The sequence below is a fragment of the Kordia aestuariivivens genome (assembly GCF_014397005.1).
In the GTDB taxonomy this organism is placed as follows: Bacteria; Bacteroidota; Bacteroidia; order Flavobacteriales; family Flavobacteriaceae; genus Kordia; species Kordia aestuariivivens.
In genome coordinates, this window is the sequence record NZ_JACGWS010000001.1 from 647,252 (window position 1) to 666,109 (window position 18,858).

The window sequence follows — 18,858 nt, forward strand, 5'->3', positions numbered from 1 at the left end:
GTATTTGATGACAAATCAAAGTACAATAATAGGAATAATAGTATGTATATTTGCCACATTAAAATGTATTACAAATGAATTTTATCAAACTTATATTTACCAAAGCATTTCTAAAACAAATTGGTATTGCTGTTGGTGTTCTGATCGTTTTGATTTTTCTCATCATGCAATGGTTAAAATATTCTACAAATCACGGAGAATTTAAAACAGTTCCAGATTTGAGTAGACTTTCGTTTGAAGAAGCAAAAGCAAAATTGGCAGAAAACGATTTAAGCTACAAATTACAAGATACCATCAATTACAATCCAGATTATCCAGCATTTTCCGTGATAGAGCAAAGTCCGGTTGCTGGCGACAAAGTAAAAGAAGATCGAAAAATATATTTAAAAATAAACCCTTCTAAATACCGAGAAATTACCATTCCTCATGTCATTCAAATTACCAGAAGAACCGCTGAATCTACGTTAAATGCAGTTGGTTTTGAAGTTGAAAAAGTAATTTACAAAGACAATATCGGAAAAGATATGGTACTCGGAATACAATACAAAGGGAAACCCATAAATCCAGGTGATAGACTTCCAAAAATGTCAAAAGTAGAATTGATTTTAGGAAATGGAAATCGTCCAGGAGGAACCGTTAATGAAGAAAATGACAACAATGCAGGAGAATAACTTTCCACAGCCACAAGAAGAAAATGATGAGTTGTACGAACACTATTCGTTTACAGCCGAAAAAGGGCAACAACCATTACGAGTAGACAAATATTTAATGAACTTTATTGAAGGCGCTACGCGAAATAAAATTCAACAATCTGCCAAAGATGGAAACATTCATGTGAATGATGTACCAGTAAAATCAAATTACAAAGTCAAAGGAAATGATGTTATACGCGTTTTATTTGCACATCCGCCGTATGAAAACTTATTAGTTGGTGAAGACATTCCAATTGATGTTGTCTATGAAGATGATGATTTATTAGTTGTCAACAAACCAGCAGGAATGGTGGTGCATCCAGGACATGGAAACTATTCAGGAACGTTGATTAACGCATTAATTTACCACTTTGACAATCTTCCAAAAAACTCTAGCGAACGCCCAGGATTGGTGCATAGAATCGATAAAGATACTAGCGGATTGTTAGTGGTTGCTAAAACGGAAGAAGCCATGACACATTTGGCAAAGCAGTTTTTTAATAAAACTTCTGAGCGAATTTATCATGCATTAGTTTGGGGAAATATGGAAGAAGATGAAGGCACCATAGAAGGAAATATTGGTCGTCATCCTAAAAACAGATTGCAAAATACGGTATTCTTTGGCGATGAAGAAGACAAAGGAAAAGCTGCGGTAACGCATTACAAAGTGTTAGAACGTTTGGGATATGTAACGTTAGTCTCTTGTCAATTAGAAACGGGTCGTACACATCAAATTCGTGTGCACATGAAGCATATTGGACATACCTTATTCAATGATTCACGTTATGGTGGCGAACGCATTTTAAAAGGAACAACATTCACTAAATACAAGCAATTTGTAGACAACTGTTTCAAGATCTTGCCACGACAAGCATTACACGCAAAAACCTTAGGGTTCATCCATCCAAGAACAGGAGAGAAGATGAGTTTCAACTCTGAAGTTCCAACGGATATTGCACAATGTATTGAGAAATGGCGTCACTATGCGAAGCACATGGATATGTGATTTTTAAAAGAATTGAGATGTTAGTAATGAGTATTGAGATTTGTTAATTTTAACTCATAACTCATAACTCACAACTCACACACAGAGCGAAGCGAAGTGCATAACTATTTTTTAGCATCAAACAGCAATGATTTCTTTTTAAAATCGAGTTGAATTTGATCGAATTTTTTGCCCTTAATGAATGCCAAATTTTTCTTTGTAATTTCAAAACTCATCAACGTTATCCAACTATTGTAAGCACCTGAATATTCAGAATTAATCTCTTTAGAGTCAGAAGTTAATACGAGTTCATCGCCACCTAAAAAAGTTAATGTACTTCCTGTAAAAGTTTTGATTTTTGTAGGATTTAAAATGGTAACTTCCATAAAAACATAACCATTCAGTTCTTGAAGTCCAGCCCAAATTCCGCCATATTCTGAAGTAGCAAGGAGTTCTCCAGGTACATCTTTCATGATCTTCTCTGTAATAGCTGCTGAATGTCCACGCTCTGCAGCTTTGCTGCTTCCCATACTTGCCAATAATTTATCGATTGATTTTAATAACTTCATGTCTAAATTTTTAAAGGCTGCAAGATAGAGCTATTCTATGAAAGTTGAATCAATTGATTGAAAATATCGAAATGATGTCCTTCGTTTCTCAATTCGATAATGAGTGTATTATTTTTACAGGTAATTTTATAAATTTCTTTAGATTCGAAAAGCGGTTTTAGAATGCTTACTAGTTGCGGAAGCACTCTTGGTTTTCCTTTTTTTGCCTTTATTACATAATTTTCATGAGTATCTACTTTTGAAAAAGAAGGATTCAGTAGATCTAAAAATTTCTTTTTCCGCACAACAAATGAAGTATCATTCGTTCCAAAATCATGACATTTCCATTCTGCCAACGTTAGAAGGTTTTGATATTTAGAAGAAAACCAAATACTTCCACCTGAATACGTTGCTTTTTTATATTTTAAATCCCATGCTTTGCCAGTTTCTATTTTGCCATAAATACTATAACTCCAAGCATTATAAACTCCTTTTACCTTTCCTTGTTTACTCGCGATAAAACGTTCAAAATCGTGACAGAACTGTTCGTTTGCTAGATAAAAAGGAGAACTTAGCTCTAACGGTGTTGCGTTGGATTTTATTTTCATAGAAGAACTTTGAGTATAGGTTCTTAAAAATGATGGTTTGTTACAGTTTTTAAATTTTAAATGTTAAATGGGGAATTTTAAATTTAAAAGTATCTCTTTTAAAACCCAAAACCCAAAACCCAAAACCCAAAACCCAAAACCCAAAACCCAAAACCCAAAACCCAAATTCATAAGTAATCTTTATTTCTGTATAAACGATAACTTTTTCAAAGATGATTCAATCATTTCTGAAAATTGTATTTTTATAGTATGCAAATTAGCGAATTAACCCTTTTTACAACGCATTTAGCGGAACAGAGACACTTCTACACGAAGGTGTTAGCATTACCATTAGTAGTTGCTGATGAAGAAAAATTTACGGTAAGAATCGGCGTTTCTTCACTCACGTTTATTGCTGAAAAAAGTACAAATCCAGCACATTTTGCCATTAATATTTCATCCTATAAAATTCGAGAAGCTTTAAGTTGGATGCAACAACGAACAGAAATTTTACTATGTGAAGGCGAACAGATTGCTGATTTTTCCAATTGGAATGCAGAAGCCTTGTATTTTTATGATGTAGATGGAAATATTGTCGAATTCATCGCGCGAAAAGGCTTAGACATTAAAAATACGCATCCGTTTTCTTCAACCGATTTACTGAGTATTAGTGAAATTGGAATCGTTTCAAGCGATAATAAAGCAATTTATGATGAATTGAATGCCATGCGTCCAATTCCAATATATGATGGGAATTTTGAACGTTTTTGTGTATTAGGAAATGATGAAGGACTGTTTATTTTGGTCAACAATACAAAGAAAAAGTGGTTTCCAACACAAGAAGAAGCATTGGTAGCTGATTTTCATATTAAAGGCGACTATAATTTTGCATTTCTAAATGGTAAAATAGTCCCAGAAAAAGAGTAAATTTAACAACAAAAAAAACGAAAGAGCATACCATGAAGATTGTCATATCACCTGCCAAATCATTAGATTTAGATAGCAAAATCCCAACAAAAAAACACACTGAAGCTTGTTTCTTAAAAGAAGCAGCACAATTAAATAAAGTACTCAAAAAGAAGTCGCGAAAAAGTTTATCGAAGCTCATGAATATTTCAGATGCTTTGGCAGATGTAAACTATGAGCGAAACCAAGAATGGCAATTGCCATTTACTGCTGAAAATGCACGACCAAGTATTTACACTTTTAGTGGTGCGGTTTTTCAAGGATTAGACGCGTTTACACTTTCCGAAGAAAAAATAGAAACGTTGCAAAACACATTGCGAATTTTGTCAGGGCAATACGGATTGTTGAAACCATTAGATTTAATGCAGCCATATCGCTTGGAAATGGGGACAAAGTTGCCAGTTGGGAAAAATAAAAATCTATATGAATTCTGGAAGAAGAAAATCACCACACAACTAAATAACGAATTAGAAGACGGTGAATTATTTGTCAATTTGGCAAGCAATGAATATTACAAAGCTGTGGATGCAAAAGCGTTGAAAGTCCCTGTAATTACACCTGTTTTTAAAGATTTTAAAAATGGCGAATACAAAACCATCATGACTTACGCAAAGCTTGCTAGAGGTTTTATGACGCGCTATATTATAGACACAAATGCTAAAACAATTGATGATTTAAAAGGATTCAATTATGAAGGATATGGCTTTAGTGAAGAAATGTCTACTACAAACGAATTAGTTTTTACACGATAATTTTATGCTACGTTTCTACTCTCCAGTACTGATTCTTCAAATATATTGTTTGTACCATGCATATAAAAACAAAAAAGATTACTTCTGGTATTTAATCATATTTATGGTTCCTTTACTAGGTGCTATTCTGTATTTATTGACGCAAGTATTTAACAAAACTGATCTTGAAAAAGTAGCTGACGAGATTGTAACGATTATTGTACCGTCAAAAAAAGTAAAAGATGCTGAAAAACGATTGGCTTTTGCCGATACATTTCAAAACAGAGTTGCATTAGCTGATGCACATTTTGAAAATGCTGATTATGAAAATGCAAGTAAACATTATGAAGCGGCATTGAAAGGTAATTTTAAAAAGGATTTTTATGTAATGGCACAAATGATTAGTGCTATGAGTCAATCTCAGAATTATGAAGAAGTAATTCGTTTGGCAGATGAAATTAAAGACAAACACGAGTTTAAAAATTCTAAGTCGCAATACATTTATGGTTTAGCACTTGATAAATTGGGCAGAATAGAAGAAGCTGAACAAAACTTGAAAGTGATTGATCAACGATATTCCAATTATGGAGAGCGCCTTACCTTGGCTAAGTTTTATTACAAAAATGGCAAGCGCGCAAAAGCTGTTGAAGTTTTGGATGAAATTATCATAGAATCTGAACACATGACAAAACCAAACAGACGTATTTACAGACAAGTCATTACGAATGTGCGAAAGTTTCGCGAAGAATTGGATAATGAATAATTCATGCTAATTAAAAAATATTATCTCAGTAGTTTTTCTTTCTCTGAAGTATAGAAAAGGTTTTGCGTTAAGAATTTTCGAAGCCTTGGAGAAAATTTAGTAAAAGTTTTTCGGTTTTAGTTTTTCGAAGAAAAAACTAAAAATACCTGCCAGAGAAAGCGCATTTTCTTTTGTTTCTGTTTTCTTTGTGCGAGCAAAGAAAATGAAAGTAACAAGTAAAAATAGATTAACGATAGCTACTACTTTATTTAGTATCATATTAAACATATAAATAACTTCATGTTCTTCCACAAACATCCATACCAACCTTTCATTCAGCCTGATACCGAAAAACTCATTGTAGGAACATTACCGCCACCACGATTTTCCACAGATGATTTGCTCGAAAAAGATGTGAATTTCTGTTACGGAAGTTATTACAATTCGCTGTGGTTATTCATTGATAAAATTCACAAGCTGAATTTGCGTTATGACAATTCGCAAGAAGCGATTGACGAACGAAAACAATTCCTAATCCAACATAAAATTGGCGTTTGTGATATTGTTGACAGTTGCGAGCGCGAAAAAATAGATGCTTCTGATTTGGGAATGCAAAACATTCAATTGCGGGATGTGGTTGGCTATCTAAAAAAACACCCAAGCATTCACACCATATTATTCACGGGCGGAAACTCCAAAAATGGCCCAGAATATTTCTTCCGAAAACACTTAAAAGAGTACAATCTAAAACTAGAAGTCGTTTCAGACATTGTACCAAGAATTCATCAGTTTGACGTTGGTTTTATAAAAAACGAAGGTCATGCTGAACTTGATTCAGCATCTCATAAACAAGCTGTCACTTCGAGCGCAGTCGAGAAGTCAAGAATAATCAAAACCGTTTCACTTACCTCAGCGTCTGGCGCGGCAAATCGTGCTGTGGGAAGCATTCCATTATACCGAAAACTAAAACGCGAAAACCCAACGTTTACAACTTTTGATTTTCGCGTTTTACAATATAAAAAGTTCTTCTAAAAAAGAAAATCTATAATGATTTAGTTATTGCTTCTTGGTCCAATAGTGTTTAAATCGTCTGGATATGCTGCTTTTGGATCTGGTCCATATTCGTTTGGTCCAACTTGTCCTTCTGTGCACATTAACACAAGTAGCCAAATTCCTCCAACTAATGGAATCAATTGAATAAGAATCATCCAACCACTATTTCCAGTATCATGCAAGCGTCGTACGATGACCGCAAGATTTGGAATGAGTATACCCAATCCATAAATAATATAGACACTAAAGCCTAATATTCCTATTGCTGGAGATTGAGTGATAGCAGTCAGTATTCCGAATGTCATCACTAAGCCTATCAAAATAATAATGTTAAACAAAATAAACATCCAATATTCTTGACGTCTTGCTCTTCCTTCAAAGTTCGCGAAATTATCACGTACTACTTTTAAATACCATTCCATAATTTATTGTTGATTAGTGTTAGTTAATTTCAAATATAAATAAATTTTTGTAAGTCTTTTTTGAAAGAAGCAAAAAATGTTAAATCACCATAAAAAACGAGCCTTGATTTTCTATATCAAGGCTCGTACTATATGTATTTATCGATTACTTTTTTCAAAAGGTGGTTTCCAGCTTTTTGTTTTCATAATAGCTTTCACCTTTTCATATGATAACGGATAAAAATCGTGACAATCGACACCAATATCAAACGATAACGAATTTGGATTATCTGCCAAAGTTCCGTGCGAATGTCCGTATAAATGATACGTTCCCCAATGGGAAGCATTCCATTCGCGCATTGCGTAATGAAACAATACAATCATTTGTTCTCCGCGTGGAAACTCATCGTCTTTCACAACCAATTCGTGGTAATCTTTAATCCACTCAAATCGCGTATGACACGCTTGCGCAGATTTCTCATGGTTTCCATTAATAAGATAGATTTTCCCGTGTAAACGGTCTAAAATCTTTCTCAATTTTCCAGAAGAAGAAAGTCCAAAATCACCAAGGTGATATACTTCGTCTTCAGGATTTATTTTTTCATTCCATTTTTGGATTAAAATCTCGTCCATTTCATCTACATCCGTAAAAGGACGTTCTGAAAATTTGATGATATTTTTATGTCCAAAGTGATGGTCAGAAGTAAAAAATAGGGTACTCATTTCTTTAAATTTTAGTGTATAATATATTTTTATTCTTCGCGTACTATTGAAATCGAAATTTCAACTTTGGACTGCTAAGTTTACATCGTTCTGTTTTTACAAGTTTTCATAATTTTTATATTTAAGGTGTAAATGTACTATTTATTATATTTTCATAAAAATGACCAAGCCACAATCCGACTTACTTTATTTCCTTGTCCCATCGGAATGGTTTTTACAGTGGTTGCTTTTACAAGTTTTAAAGCGTTATAAATTGCGGGAAGATTCACTTCTTTAGAAACTAACGTCGTAAACCATAAACACGATTTTCCAAACTGTTTACTTTCCTTTATCATATTTTTAATAAACTTCTTTTCGCCACCTTTACACCACAATTCGTTGCTTTGTCCACCAAAGTTTAGTTCAGTTTTTATACTTTTTTCTCCTTTTAAATTTTGAAGTTTTCGAGTCGTTCCAGCTTGTGCTTCTTTGGCAGATTTGTGAAATGGCGGATTGCAAATTGTTACCGAAATACATTCGGAAGGATCTACAATTCCTTTGAAAATTTGATTCGGATTTGTTTGATGTCTAATTTCAATAAGAGCTGTTAAATTTGAATTTTCCGTAATAATCTTTTGTGCATTTTCAATAGAAATCGGGTCAATATCAGAAGCAATAAACGACCAACCGTATTCCTGTGTTCCAATAATTGGATACACCAAATTTGCGCCAGTTCCAATATCTAAACATTTAATTTGTTTCCCTTTCGGGATTTCACCCTGATACGTTTCCCCTAGAAGCGACGCAACATAATGAATATAATCAGCTCTACCAGGAATTGGTGGGCACAAATAATTTTCAGGAATGTCCCAATAATCAATATGATAATACTGTTTTAACAATGCTTTATTGAGCATTTTCACAGCTTCTGGATTAAAAAAATCAATAGATTCATCGCCAAATTTGTTCGGTTTTACAAACGAATCAAGTTCGGGACAACGTTCAATCAACAATTTAAAATCATAGCGTTCCCGATGTTTATTCAGCGGATGCAATTTTGACTTCGCTACTTCGTGTCGCTTCTTTTTTGAATCCATACATTAATTTTATCTTCTAGCAATTGAAGCGGAATACAACCTGTACTTAATACCTGATTGTGAAATTCTCTAATATCAAACTTGTCGCCTAAAGTAGTTTCAGCTTTTGCACGCAATTCACGAATTTTTAACTGACCAATCTTATACGATAATGCTTGCCCCGGATTCGCCATATAACGTTCAATCTCTGAAATAATGCTTCCTTCGCTTTCAGCTTCATTATTCAATGAATATTCAATTGCTTGTTCTCGTGTCCAACCTTTGGCGTGCAGTCCTGTATCAACTACCAAACGAATGGCGCGATGCATTTCCATACCTAGCATTCCAAAATACTGATACGGATCGGTATATAAGCCTAATTCTTTTCCAAGTGATTCAGTATACAAAGCCCAACCTTCGCCATACGCGCTATACCATAAAGTTTTTCTAAACGTAGGCAAATTTTCGTTTTCTTGTGTCAATGAAATTTGATAATGATGTCCAGGAATCGCTTCATGCAAAAACAAAGCTTCATCCGAAAATACATTATAGGTTTTTGCATCAGGAATTGGTGTGTAAAAAATCCCAGGACGCGTTCCGTCCAACGAACCTTGATTGTATTCGGCACTTGCAGATGCTTCTCTAAAAGCTTCTGTACGGCGAACTTCAAAAGGCGTTTTTGGTTTCAAATCGAACAATTTTGCTATTTGTGGCTTCATTCGATCATGAATCACATTAAAATTATCAATAATTTGCTGCGGTTCTGTATACGGCATCAACTCTTTATTCTCTCTCACAAAATTGAAAAATGATTTAATATCACCTTTAAAACCAACTTGTGTTTTTACTTTCTCCATTTCTGCCAAAATCCGCGCCACTTCTTTCAAACCCAACGCATGGATTTCATCTGCTGTCATATTGGTGGTTGTATAATTTTTGATAGAATGATCATAATATGCTTCTCCAAAAGGAATTGCAGCAATTCCGCTACTTGTTCTCCCAGCGTTTAAATAATCGGTCTTTAAAAACTGGTGTAAATCATCAAAAGATGGAATCAATGTATCTTTCAAAAATGTAGTATACGCTGTTGTTAATTGTTCTTTACTTTCATCAGAAAAACTATCTGGAAAATTTTTAATCGGCGAATAAAATAGATGATTCTCTAAATCTTTAGAAGTCAGCACTTCAAACTGTGGAATTACTTTTTTAATTAACGATTTTGGCAATACATATCCTTCATCAATACCTTCTTGCATGCGTTTTTTTGCCGATTGTAGCCAAGTATTATAACCTTCCAAACGTTTCAACCAATTTGTATAATCTTCCACGGTTTTAAAAGGTTGCGCGCCAGATCCGCTTGCCAATTGTCCAACTGATAAATTCAGCGTCCACATTTGATTGATAGGCATTAATGTGTTGTTTTTAAAACTTAATTGCCGTAAACTCATATCGCAATCCCAATTCAAAATAGCTTTGCTAAGTTGTTCACTTTCAGAAAGATCAACGTCAGCATAATTTCTAAGTGTTGTTTTAAAAGTTCTGTAATGTGCTTTCGTTTTTTCTATATGTATATCCGATAAAAAATCTGGAAACAAATCATTATAGCGATTGTCACCAGCCATTGTTGCGCTCAGAGGATTCAATTCCAATCCTTTTTGATAATAATCATCCAAAAAAGCAGCAAATGTTTGTGTAGATTTGTCAGGAGTATCAGTGGTTGGTTTCTTCTCATCTTCACAAGAAAAACATAAAATTAGCGAAAGGATATAAATGTATTTTTTCATTTTTTTTGATTGAATTTATAAATGTTTAAAAGTACGGTATTTTAGATTATCTAATTTCGTTGATAAAATCTGAAATAGTATCAACTCCATGTTTTGTCAAATGTTTGATAAAAGCACTTCCAATAATGGCTCCTTTTGCTTTACTTGTTGCTTGCGTGAAAGTTTCACGATTGGAAATTCCAAAACCGACAACTTGCGGGTTTTTCAAATTCATATTGCCAATTCTATCAAAATAGTCAGATTGTGCATTGCCGAAACTACTTTTTGCGCCTGTGGTTCCAGCCGAACTTACCATATAAATAAATCCGTCGGAAATACTATCGATGAATCGAATGCGTTCTTCGGAAGTTTGCGGCGTAATCAAAAACACATTGATTAAACCGTATTTCTCAAAAATAGCTTGAAACTGCTCGTGATATACATTCACAGGCATATCAGGAATAATCAAACCATCAATTCCGACTTCTTTACATTTTGCGCAAAATGCTTCAATTCCGTATTGCATCATCGGATTCAAATAGCCCATAATAATTAGCGGAATAGAAACTGTTTTTCGAATGTCAGTTAATTGCTCAAACAAAATTTCGCTCGTCATTCCGTTTTCCAACGCTTGCGTAGAACTTGCTTGAATCGTTGGTCCATCGGCTAAAGGATCACTAAACGGCAATCCAATTTCGACCATATCAACGCCGCTTTTTTCCAGATTTTGAAGTACGCCAACCGTATCATTCAAACTTGGATATCCTGCGGTAAAATAGATGGATAATAACTTTTTATCTTCTTGTAATTTTTGGTTTATTCTGTTCATTGTATTATTATATTTTTCATTCCCACGAAGGTGGGAATCTCACACAATTCTAAATAATTATATATACTCAGAAAGATCTTTCCAATCAGGGTTTAATCCGTTGATCAAATTTATCTTCCATTGTCGATTCCATTTCTTTAGTTGTCGTTCTCTTTTAATAGCATTATTTACATACTTCGTAGTTTCAAAATATACGAGCTTGTGAACATTATATTTACCAGTAAACGTATCTTTTTCATTGTTTTTGTGTTGAATCAATCGCTTTTTCAATTGTTTAGACCATCCAACATACAAAACCGTATGATTTTTATTTGTCAGTATATATACATATTGAATATCCATTTGATAATTTTATAGATTCCTGCCTTCGCAGGAATGAAAAATTTATAACTTGAAGTATTCTATATACGTATTCAAATCCTTGTCACCACGACCCGATAAATTCAGCACAACAATTTCGTCTTCCTTGAATTTCCGTGTATCAAAAATTGCCAATGCATGCGAGGTTTCTATCGCTGGAATAATTCCTTCTAGTTGTGACAATTCGAGTCCAGCTGTCATTGCTTCATCATCTGTAATTGAAATAAATTCAGCACGATTGCTTGCATATAAATGTGCGTGCATGGGTCCAACACCAGGATAATCCAATCCTGCTGAAATAGAATACGGTTCTGTTATTTGTCCGTCTTTGGTTTGCATTAACAACGTTCTACTTCCGTGAATAATTCCATCTTCACCCAACACCGAAGTTGCGGCACTTTCACCAGAATGAATTCCTTTTCCGGCTGCTTCCACGGCAATTAAATTCACGCGTTCATCATCTAAATATTGATAAAAAGCACCAGCTGCGTTACTTCCGCCACCAACACACGCAATCACATGATCGGGATAGGAGCGACCTTCTTTTTCTTGTAACTGCCATTCTATTTCTTCTGAAATCACGGCTTGAAAACGAGCCACCATATCAGGATACGGATGCGGACCAACCACCGAACCAATAATATAATGTGTATCTACAGGATTGCTAATCCAATCGCGAATCGCTTCGTTTGTGGCATCTTTCAAGGTTCTACTTCCAGACAATGCAGCCCGAACTTCTGCGCCTAACATTTTCATGCGCGCTACATTTGGTGCTTGTCGCGCAATGTCAATTTCGCCCATATACACAATACATTCCATGCCCATTAATGCACAAACTGTTGCTGTGGCAACACCGTGTTGTCCTGCGCCAGTTTCGGCAATAATTCTGGTTTTGCCCAAACGTTTTGCCATCAAAATTTGCCCGATGGTATTATTTACTTTGTGTGCACCAGTATGGTTTAAATCTTCACGCTTTAGGTAAATTTTGGTCTTGTACTTTTCAGACAAACGTTCCGCGTAAAATAACGGCGATGGTCGTCCGACGTAATCTTTTAGTAACTGTTTGAATTCTTTCTGAAAAGAATCTTCATACATAATATCCAAATACTTTTGACGTAATTCTTCCACATTTGGATATAACATTTCTGGAATATACGCGCCGCCAAACGTGCCGTAATATCCTTTTTCGTTAACGTGATAGGTCTTTTTCATAGTCTTCTATTCCCGCGTAGGCGGGAATCTATTTAAGTTGCACTTTTTTTATAATTTTCGTTAAACTGAGTTTGATTCAGTTTCATATACTCATTTTAAAACTTACGAGTGAGATGCTGAATCAAGTTCAGCATGACGCCCTATTTTCTTTTCGTCAAACTGAACTTGATTCAGTTTCACATAATCTTGGACTTATAATTCCAAAGTTTCCATAGTTGGATTCAATTCTTTTATTAAATCAATTTTCCAGCTTCTTTGCCAATTTTTTAATTGTTTTTCTCTTGCTATCGCTTGATTGATGTCAAGAAATTTTTCGTAATAAACTAAATCGGTTAAGTTATATCTTTTAGTAAACTCAGAACCTTTTCCAGAAGCATGTTCAAACATTCTATTTTTTAAACTAGAGGTTACCCCAATATAAAAAGTAGTTCTGTATTTATTTGTCATTATATAAACATAACTTTCTTTCATTTCTTAATGTGATGCTGAATCAAGTTCAGCATGACGTTGTAATTTTATTTTTAAATTCTTTCAATTTCTCAACATCTTTCAATCCAGGTACAATTTCAAACTTACTATTAATGTCTAACGCATGGCAATAGTTTGAAGCGCTACTGTTCAGAAAAGCTTCAAGTTTTGGAATCGTTTCCAAACCTATTCCGCCACTTAAAAAGAAAGGTTTTTTAGACGGATAATTTTCCAACACTTTCCAATCAAACGTAACTCCATTTCCGCCAGGTAATTTTCCTTTGGTGTCAAACAAAAAATAATCCACAGCAGCTTCATACGGTTTCAAAACCGTAAAATCAAATTCGTCTTTTATAGAAAATACTTTGATGATTTCAATATGCGCAACGTGCGTATTGAAATCATCATGCTGAACTTGATTCAGTATCTCATCACGAGCATCTCGACTGCGCTCGATGTGACATATTTTTTTCAATTCAGCACAAAACTCAACACTTTCACTTCCATGTAATTGTATTGCTTGCAAATCGTGTAATTTTATTTTTTTAAAGATATCTTCTATCGAAGCATTCACAAAAACTCCCGTTCTTTTTATGCTTTTCGGAATTTCTGGAATACTTGTATCAAAAAAACGTGATGATTTTTTATAGAATATAAAACCCAAGTAATCTGGCTGCAATTCGCTAATTGCTGTCATATTATCTTCGTATTTCATTCCGCATATTTTGAGCTTCATCACAACACTTGTTTTTGTGTTCCCACGAAAGTGGGAATCTATTTCTTCAATTCATTTATAAACGCCAACGCACTTCCACCGGGATTTTCCGTTTTCATAAAATTTTCACCAATTAAAAAACCTTGATAACCAAAAGGTTTCAGTTCTTTAATCGCAGCTACCGAACTAATTCCACTTTCTGAAACTTTTACAAAGTCAGTTGGAATATGATTTGACAATTCTTTACTAATGTCTGTGCTGACTTCAAAGGTTTTTAAATTGCGATTGTTTACGCCTAACATATCTAACGATGGCATGATGGATTTCTGCAATTCTTCTAAATTATGAACTTCCAACAATACATCTAAACCTAAACTTTTAGCAACTTCCGATAACGATTTAATTTCGTTTCTCGTCAATACTGCTGCGATGAGCAAAATAACATCTGCGCCATGTGCTTTGGCTTCTAAGATTTGATATTCATCTACGATAAATTCTTTTCGCAATATTGGAAATTGTACGCTCGCTCTTGCTAATAATACATCATCTAACGAACCGCCAAAGTATTTTCCATCTGTCAAAACAGACATTCCACAAACGCCCGCATGCTCATAACCTTGTGCTACATCTTGAACGCTTGCACTTTGATTGATGACTGCTTTTGAAGGTGAACGCCTTTTAAATTCAGCAATAATTCCCGTTGTACTTTCGCGCAAAGCGGTTGCTAAAGAAGAAGTTTTACGACCAAATAATACCGAATTTTCTAATTGCGATACTGGAATGATACTTTTTTTAAGTGCGACTTCTTTGTATTTGTCTGCGATGATTTTATCTAAAATGGTCATAAAAGTTTTCAATTTTTATTCCCGCGAAGGCGGGAAACTCTTTAATCATTCCCGTGCAAACGGGAACCTTCTGATTGTTTATTCTTAGCTAGTCACGTATAGATTCCTGCATCTCGACTGCGCTCGATGTGACACGCGGGAATGAAAAAGCAACTATTTACTCAACTCCTGTAATTTTTTCAATACTTGCAACGCTTTTCCAGAATGCAAGGATTCTTTCGCGATTTCAAAACCTTCTTTTGCTTCCAATCCATTTACCGTAGCAATTGCCATTCCTGCATTGGCACAAACCACATTGTTTTGTGGATCGGTACCTTTTCCTTCTAGTATATTTGTGAAAATTTCTGCTGCCGAAGCGACTGAATCACCACCATAAATTGATGCTTGCGAATGTGTCGGAACGCCAAAATCTTCTGGTGTTAGCATTTCTTCCGAATTGTTTCGAATAGCTTTTGTTGCGCCCGTCAGTGAAATTTCATCATAACCATCTAACGCATGTAAAATGGTGTAATTCTTATCTGTATTTTGGTATAAATAACCATACATTCTCGCCAATTCTAAGTTGAAAACACCCACCATTTGATTCTTCGGAAATGAAGGATTTACCATTGGACCTAACATATTAAAGAATGTTTTTACGCCCAAAGCTCTACGAATTGGTGCCACATTTTTCATAGCTGGATGAAATAATGGTGCGTGCAATACACAGATTCCTGTTTTGTCAATACATTTTTCAAGAAAGTCGGTGTCGTTGGTAAATTTGACTCCTAAATGTTCCATCACGTTTGAGGAACCGCTTACAGATGAAACACCATAGTTTCCGTGTTTGGCAACTTTTACACCAGCACCGGCCGTAATGAAAGAAGCCAACGTTGAGATGTTGAACGTGTCTTTTCCGTCGCCGCCTGTTCCGCACAAATCAATGGCGTTATACGCTGATAAATCTACAGGAATACACAATTCTAACAATGCGTCGCGGAAGCCTTTGAGTTCTTCCAGTGTAATGCTGCGCATCATAAAAACGGTTAGAAATGAAGCAATCTGATTTGGATTGTACATATCTTTCGAAATGTTGACCAATACTTGTTTGGCTTCCGCTTCCGTAATGTTTTCGTGATTGATAAGTCTGTTTAGTAGGTTTTTCATTTTTTATTGGCTTTTCGCTGTTAGCCTTTAGCTTCTAGCGGTAATTTTTATCTAACTAATCTAATAAGTCTAACAGGTCTAAGTAAATCTAATTTTTTACCCAGTTTTCTAATATTTGCTTTCCATGTGGCGTTAATACCGATTCTGGATGATATTGCACACCGCGAACGTTATAGACTTTGTGACGAAGTGACATAATTTGTCCGTTTTCATCAAACGAAGTTGCTTCTAAACTTTCGGGTAATGGACTTGCAACAATCCACGAATGATAACGTCCAACTTCAAAAGTTTTTGGTAAACCATCAAATAGTGATTCGTCATCAACAGAAACTTCAATATTTGTAGCAACACCATGATAAACTTCTGAAAGGTTTGAAAGCGTTCCGCCAAATACTTCGCCAATAGCTTGTTGTCCTAAACACACACCTAAAATACTTTTTGTAGGCGCATATCTTGCAATAATTGCTTTGAGTAACCCAGCTTCATCTGGAATTCCTGGGCCTGGCGAAAGAATGATTTTTTCATAACCGTCTACTTCTTCCAGCGAAAGCTGATCATTTCTTTTTACCGTAACATTACAATCTAAATCTTCCAAATAATGCACAAGATTGTACGTGAAGCTATCGTAATTATCTATGACTAATACTTTTTTCATTTTTTTATTGGCTTTTCGCTTCTAGCCTTTAGCTATTAGCTTTTTTTACTTCTTATTTTTAAATCACTTCTCGATAGATACTAAACCAAGTTCAGCACACTAGAAGTGACGATTTTGATATTTTAACTAACAGATTGCTTCGGCTGTCGCCTCGCAAAGACGTTTACTTTTACATTTAAAATTTCAAATGGTTTCCGCAATTTCCAACGCAGTATTCAACGCTCTTAGTTTGTTGTATACTTCTTGATTTTCGTTTTCTTCTTGTGATTTTGCTACAATTCCAGCACCAGCTTGGTAATGTAATTGATGATTTTTGCTTAGAAACGTACGAATCATAATGGCATGATTGAAGTTTCCGTCGAAATCCATAAAACCAATTGCGCCGCCATAAAAATCACGGTTTGAGGTTTCGTACTTTTCAATGAGCTGCATGGCTTTGTGTTTTGGTGCGCCGCTTAAAGTTCCTGCTGGAAAGGTATCTGCAACGACTTGCATCGTTAATGCATCTTTATGTTTTTGAGCTGTTACTTTCGATACTAAGTGAATGACATGCGAAAAGAATTGCAATTCTTTATAAGTTTCTACTTTGACTTGATTTCCGTTTCTGCTTAAATCGTTTCGAGCCAAATCGACTAACATTACGTGTTCTGCATTTTCTTTTGGATCGTCGAATAATTCTTTTGCTAATTCTGCATCGCGTTCGTCATTTCCACTACGTTTGAACGTTCCGGCAATTGGGTGAATTTCTGTGTGATTGTCTTGTACAACGAGTTGCGCTTCTGGCGAAGAACCAAAGATTTTGAAATCGCCATAATCAAAATAGAATAGATATGGAGAAGGGTTAATGCTTCGCAATGCGCGATATACATTGAACTCATCTCCTTTAAATTTTTGAATGAATCTTCGCGATAGAACTAATTGAAATACATCGCCGCGAAAGCAATGTTTTTTTGCCAAGGTTACATTTTGTTTGAACTGTTCATCATCTAAATTAGAAGTACGTTCACCATCAATTTTGAAGTTATACGTTGTAAAGTTTTTGGAACTTAGTAAATGTTCAATGGAGGCAATGTTGTCTGCTGTTTCATAGCAATGTGAAAAGATATACGCTTCATTTTTGAAATGATTGAACGCAATGATGTTTTGATATACTGCATAGTAAATATCTGGAATATTAAGCGATTGTTCTTTTTTTGATATTTCGACATCTTCAAAATAACGAACTGCATCGTACGCTATGTAGCCAAACAAACCATTGTTGATGAACTTAAAATCGTTTTTATCTGTTTTAAATTGTTGTGAAAACTCATGAATCAACTCAGGAACATTCGTAGTTGCATCAATAGGAGTGATGTATTTTTCACCATTTGGAAATTCCCGCGTAAGCGTTTCATTAACAACTTTAATACTCGCAATTGGATTGCAACATACATACGAAAAACTGTTTCCGCTGGCGTGATAGTCGCTACTTTCAAGCAGTAAACTATTAGGATATTTATCTCTGATTTTCAGATATACACTTACTGGCGTTATGGTATCGGCCAGAATTTTTTTGTAGGTCGTTTTTAAAGAATACATAGTTCGGTTTGTTTCAAAAAAAAAGACTTGTCGTGATTGACAAGTCTTTTTATATATCTATTCTTAGTAAATAGGGACTTAGCTCACGAGTTTTGTGTTCGTAAGTTCCACCACCAAGTATTTACTAAATTTGATTTCATTTTCTGTTTTTGTTGTAACAAATATAGCAATGAATTTTATAATAAAAAATATTTTAGAATTTTAATTGTACGTTTAAATCAAATTCGTCATTGATCGCTTTATCTTTTAATCCGTCAAAGAAAGAAGCCGAACCGTATTTGATACCATATTTTGTACGATCTACTTTTAATTTTGCTTCTGCAGTATTCGCTTCTACTTCAATATCAAATGTAATAGGTGATTTATTTCCTTTGATTGTTAAATCGGCAGCAACTCTGTAGATGTTATCATCAGTTTCTACAACTTTTCTAAAGTTTAAAACTGCATCTGGAAATTTAGCTACACCAAAAAAGTCGTCAGATTTTAAATGTCCGTCAAGTTTTCCTTTGTATTCTCCAGTTAAATCAGTAGTATTAATTGTTGTCATGTTTATGGTAAACGTTCCGCCCACAAGTTTTCCGTCTTTAAACTCTAATGCGCCACCTTTAAAATTAATGGTTCCTTCGTGTTGTCCTGTTACTTTATAACCTGTCCAAGCAATAGAACTTGCTTCTGTGTCAATTCTTTTTTCCTGAGAAAAAGCTGTTGTTACCGTAGCAAATATGAATAATGCTACTAATGTTAAGATACGTGTTTTCATTTTTTTTGTTTTTAATTTATGTCTATTGTATTATTTAGGGCAAT

General features: G+C 34.7%; 22 protein-coding genes. 6 read left to right on the top strand and 16 right to left on the bottom strand.

Annotated features, from left to right (window positions below; translation table 11 throughout):
- The first annotated feature begins 74 nt into the window (after nucleotides 1-74).
- Together H2O64_RS02940 and H2O64_RS02945 are read left to right on the top strand one after the other, a co-directional pair.
- Nucleotides 75-671: a PASTA domain-containing protein gene (locus tag H2O64_RS02940; protein ID WP_187560637.1), complete on the top strand. Its 597-nt coding sequence runs from the start codon at nucleotides 75-77 to the stop codon at nucleotides 669-671.
- Nucleotides 658-1,698 carry an RluA family pseudouridine synthase gene (locus H2O64_RS02945; RefSeq protein WP_187560638.1) on the top strand — a complete coding sequence of 347 codons (1,041 nt, stop codon included), beginning with the start codon at nucleotides 658-660 and terminating at the stop codon, nucleotides 1,696-1,698. The genes H2O64_RS02940 and H2O64_RS02945 overlap by 14 nt, the downstream gene beginning before the upstream one ends.
- 104 nt (nucleotides 1,699-1,802) lie before the next feature.
- On the opposite strand, the gene H2O64_RS02950 is transcribed toward H2O64_RS02945, so the two are convergent.
- Both H2O64_RS02950 and H2O64_RS02955 read right to left on the bottom strand, forming a co-directional pair.
- The gene (locus H2O64_RS02950) at nucleotides 1,803-2,246 is read right to left on the bottom strand and encodes a hypothetical protein (RefSeq protein WP_187560639.1); all 444 of its coding nucleotides are present in this window, start codon (nucleotides 2,244-2,246) and stop codon (nucleotides 1,803-1,805) included.
- A 35-nt stretch (nucleotides 2,247-2,281) separates the two neighbouring features.
- Nucleotides 2,282-2,833 (bottom strand): hypothetical protein, encoded by a 552-nt coding sequence (locus tag H2O64_RS02955; protein WP_187560640.1) that lies wholly within the window; start codon nucleotides 2,831-2,833, stop codon nucleotides 2,282-2,284.
- A 249-nt stretch (nucleotides 2,834-3,082) separates the two neighbouring features.
- Between H2O64_RS02955 and H2O64_RS02960 the strand changes: the two genes are divergently transcribed.
- The 4 genes from H2O64_RS02960 (at nucleotide 3,083) to H2O64_RS02975 (ending at nucleotide 6,283) form a co-directional block, all read left to right on the top strand.
- Nucleotides 3,083-3,739 (top strand): VOC family protein, encoded by a 657-nt coding sequence (locus H2O64_RS02960; protein ID WP_187560641.1) that lies wholly within the window; start codon nucleotides 3,083-3,085, stop codon nucleotides 3,737-3,739.
- Between the two features lie 32 nt (nucleotides 3,740-3,771).
- On the top strand, nucleotides 3,772-4,530 hold the full coding sequence (gene yaaA / locus H2O64_RS02965; protein WP_187560642.1) for a peroxide stress protein YaaA: 759 nt from the start codon (nucleotides 3,772-3,774) through the stop codon (nucleotides 4,528-4,530).
- 4 nt (nucleotides 4,531-4,534) lie between these two features.
- Nucleotides 4,535-5,272 (top strand): hypothetical protein, encoded by a 738-nt coding sequence (locus H2O64_RS02970; RefSeq protein ID WP_187560643.1) that lies wholly within the window; start codon nucleotides 4,535-4,537, stop codon nucleotides 5,270-5,272.
- A 279-nt stretch (nucleotides 5,273-5,551) separates the two neighbouring features.
- On the top strand, nucleotides 5,552-6,283 hold the full coding sequence (locus tag H2O64_RS02975) for a uracil-DNA glycosylase family protein (RefSeq protein ID WP_187560644.1): 732 nt from the start codon (nucleotides 5,552-5,554) through the stop codon (nucleotides 6,281-6,283).
- 20 nt (nucleotides 6,284-6,303) lie between these two features.
- Here the strand turns inward: H2O64_RS02975 and H2O64_RS02980 are convergent, their stop codons facing one another.
- From H2O64_RS02980 to H2O64_RS03045, 14 genes are all read right to left on the bottom strand, one after another.
- The gene (locus tag H2O64_RS02980) at nucleotides 6,304-6,726 is read right to left on the bottom strand and encodes a DUF805 domain-containing protein (RefSeq protein ID WP_187560645.1); all 423 of its coding nucleotides are present in this window, start codon (nucleotides 6,724-6,726) and stop codon (nucleotides 6,304-6,306) included.
- A gap of 138 nt (nucleotides 6,727-6,864) precedes the next feature.
- Nucleotides 6,865-7,428, bottom strand: coding sequence for a metallophosphoesterase family protein (locus H2O64_RS02985; RefSeq protein ID WP_187560646.1), 564 nt, complete (start codon nucleotides 7,426-7,428; stop codon nucleotides 6,865-6,867).
- A gap of 152 nt (nucleotides 7,429-7,580) precedes the next feature.
- Nucleotides 7,581-8,504, bottom strand: coding sequence for a 23S rRNA (adenine(1618)-N(6))-methyltransferase RlmF (gene rlmF / locus H2O64_RS02990; protein WP_187560647.1), 924 nt, complete (start codon nucleotides 8,502-8,504; stop codon nucleotides 7,581-7,583).
- The gene (locus tag H2O64_RS02995; protein WP_187560648.1) at nucleotides 8,474-10,267 is read right to left on the bottom strand and encodes a DUF885 domain-containing protein; all 1,794 of its coding nucleotides are present in this window, start codon (nucleotides 10,265-10,267) and stop codon (nucleotides 8,474-8,476) included. The genes rlmF and H2O64_RS02995 overlap by 31 nt, the downstream gene beginning before the upstream one ends.
- 46 nt (nucleotides 10,268-10,313) lie before the next feature.
- Entirely contained in the window at nucleotides 10,314-11,075 is a 762-nt protein-coding gene (gene trpA, locus H2O64_RS03000; protein WP_187560649.1) for a tryptophan synthase subunit alpha, read from the bottom strand.
- Nucleotides 11,076-11,132: 57 nt separating this feature from the next.
- On the bottom strand, nucleotides 11,133-11,417 hold the full coding sequence (locus H2O64_RS03005; RefSeq protein WP_187560650.1) for a GIY-YIG nuclease family protein: 285 nt from the start codon (nucleotides 11,415-11,417) through the stop codon (nucleotides 11,133-11,135).
- A gap of 42 nt (nucleotides 11,418-11,459) precedes the next feature.
- Entirely contained in the window at nucleotides 11,460-12,647 is a 1,188-nt protein-coding gene (gene trpB / locus H2O64_RS03010; RefSeq protein ID WP_187560651.1) for a tryptophan synthase subunit beta, read from the bottom strand.
- A gap of 192 nt (nucleotides 12,648-12,839) precedes the next feature.
- Nucleotides 12,840-13,118 (bottom strand): GIY-YIG nuclease family protein, encoded by a 279-nt coding sequence (locus tag H2O64_RS03015; RefSeq protein ID WP_187560652.1) that lies wholly within the window; start codon nucleotides 13,116-13,118, stop codon nucleotides 12,840-12,842.
- Nucleotides 13,119-13,143: 25 nt separating this feature from the next.
- Nucleotides 13,144-13,851, bottom strand: a complete 708-nt coding sequence (locus H2O64_RS03020; protein ID WP_187560653.1) for a phosphoribosylanthranilate isomerase — start codon at nucleotides 13,849-13,851, stop codon at nucleotides 13,144-13,146.
- A gap of 38 nt (nucleotides 13,852-13,889) precedes the next feature.
- Nucleotides 13,890-14,675, bottom strand: a complete 786-nt coding sequence (trpC, locus tag H2O64_RS03025; RefSeq protein ID WP_187560654.1) for an indole-3-glycerol phosphate synthase TrpC — start codon at nucleotides 14,673-14,675, stop codon at nucleotides 13,890-13,892.
- 153 nt (nucleotides 14,676-14,828) lie between these two features.
- The gene (trpD, locus tag H2O64_RS03030) at nucleotides 14,829-15,821 is read right to left on the bottom strand and encodes an anthranilate phosphoribosyltransferase (RefSeq protein WP_187560655.1); all 993 of its coding nucleotides are present in this window, start codon (nucleotides 15,819-15,821) and stop codon (nucleotides 14,829-14,831) included.
- Nucleotides 15,822-15,909: 88 nt separating this feature from the next.
- Complete coding sequence (locus H2O64_RS03035) at nucleotides 15,910-16,476, bottom strand: anthranilate synthase component II (protein ID WP_187560656.1); 567 nt, start codon at nucleotides 16,474-16,476, stop codon at nucleotides 15,910-15,912.
- A 183-nt stretch (nucleotides 16,477-16,659) separates the two neighbouring features.
- Complete coding sequence (locus H2O64_RS03040) at nucleotides 16,660-18,054, bottom strand: anthranilate synthase component I family protein (protein WP_187560657.1); 1,395 nt, start codon at nucleotides 18,052-18,054, stop codon at nucleotides 16,660-16,662.
- A 193-nt stretch (nucleotides 18,055-18,247) separates the two neighbouring features.
- Nucleotides 18,248-18,814, bottom strand: a complete 567-nt coding sequence (locus tag H2O64_RS03045; RefSeq protein ID WP_187560658.1) for a YceI family protein — start codon at nucleotides 18,812-18,814, stop codon at nucleotides 18,248-18,250.
- Between the last annotated feature and the right edge of the window lie 44 nt (nucleotides 18,815-18,858).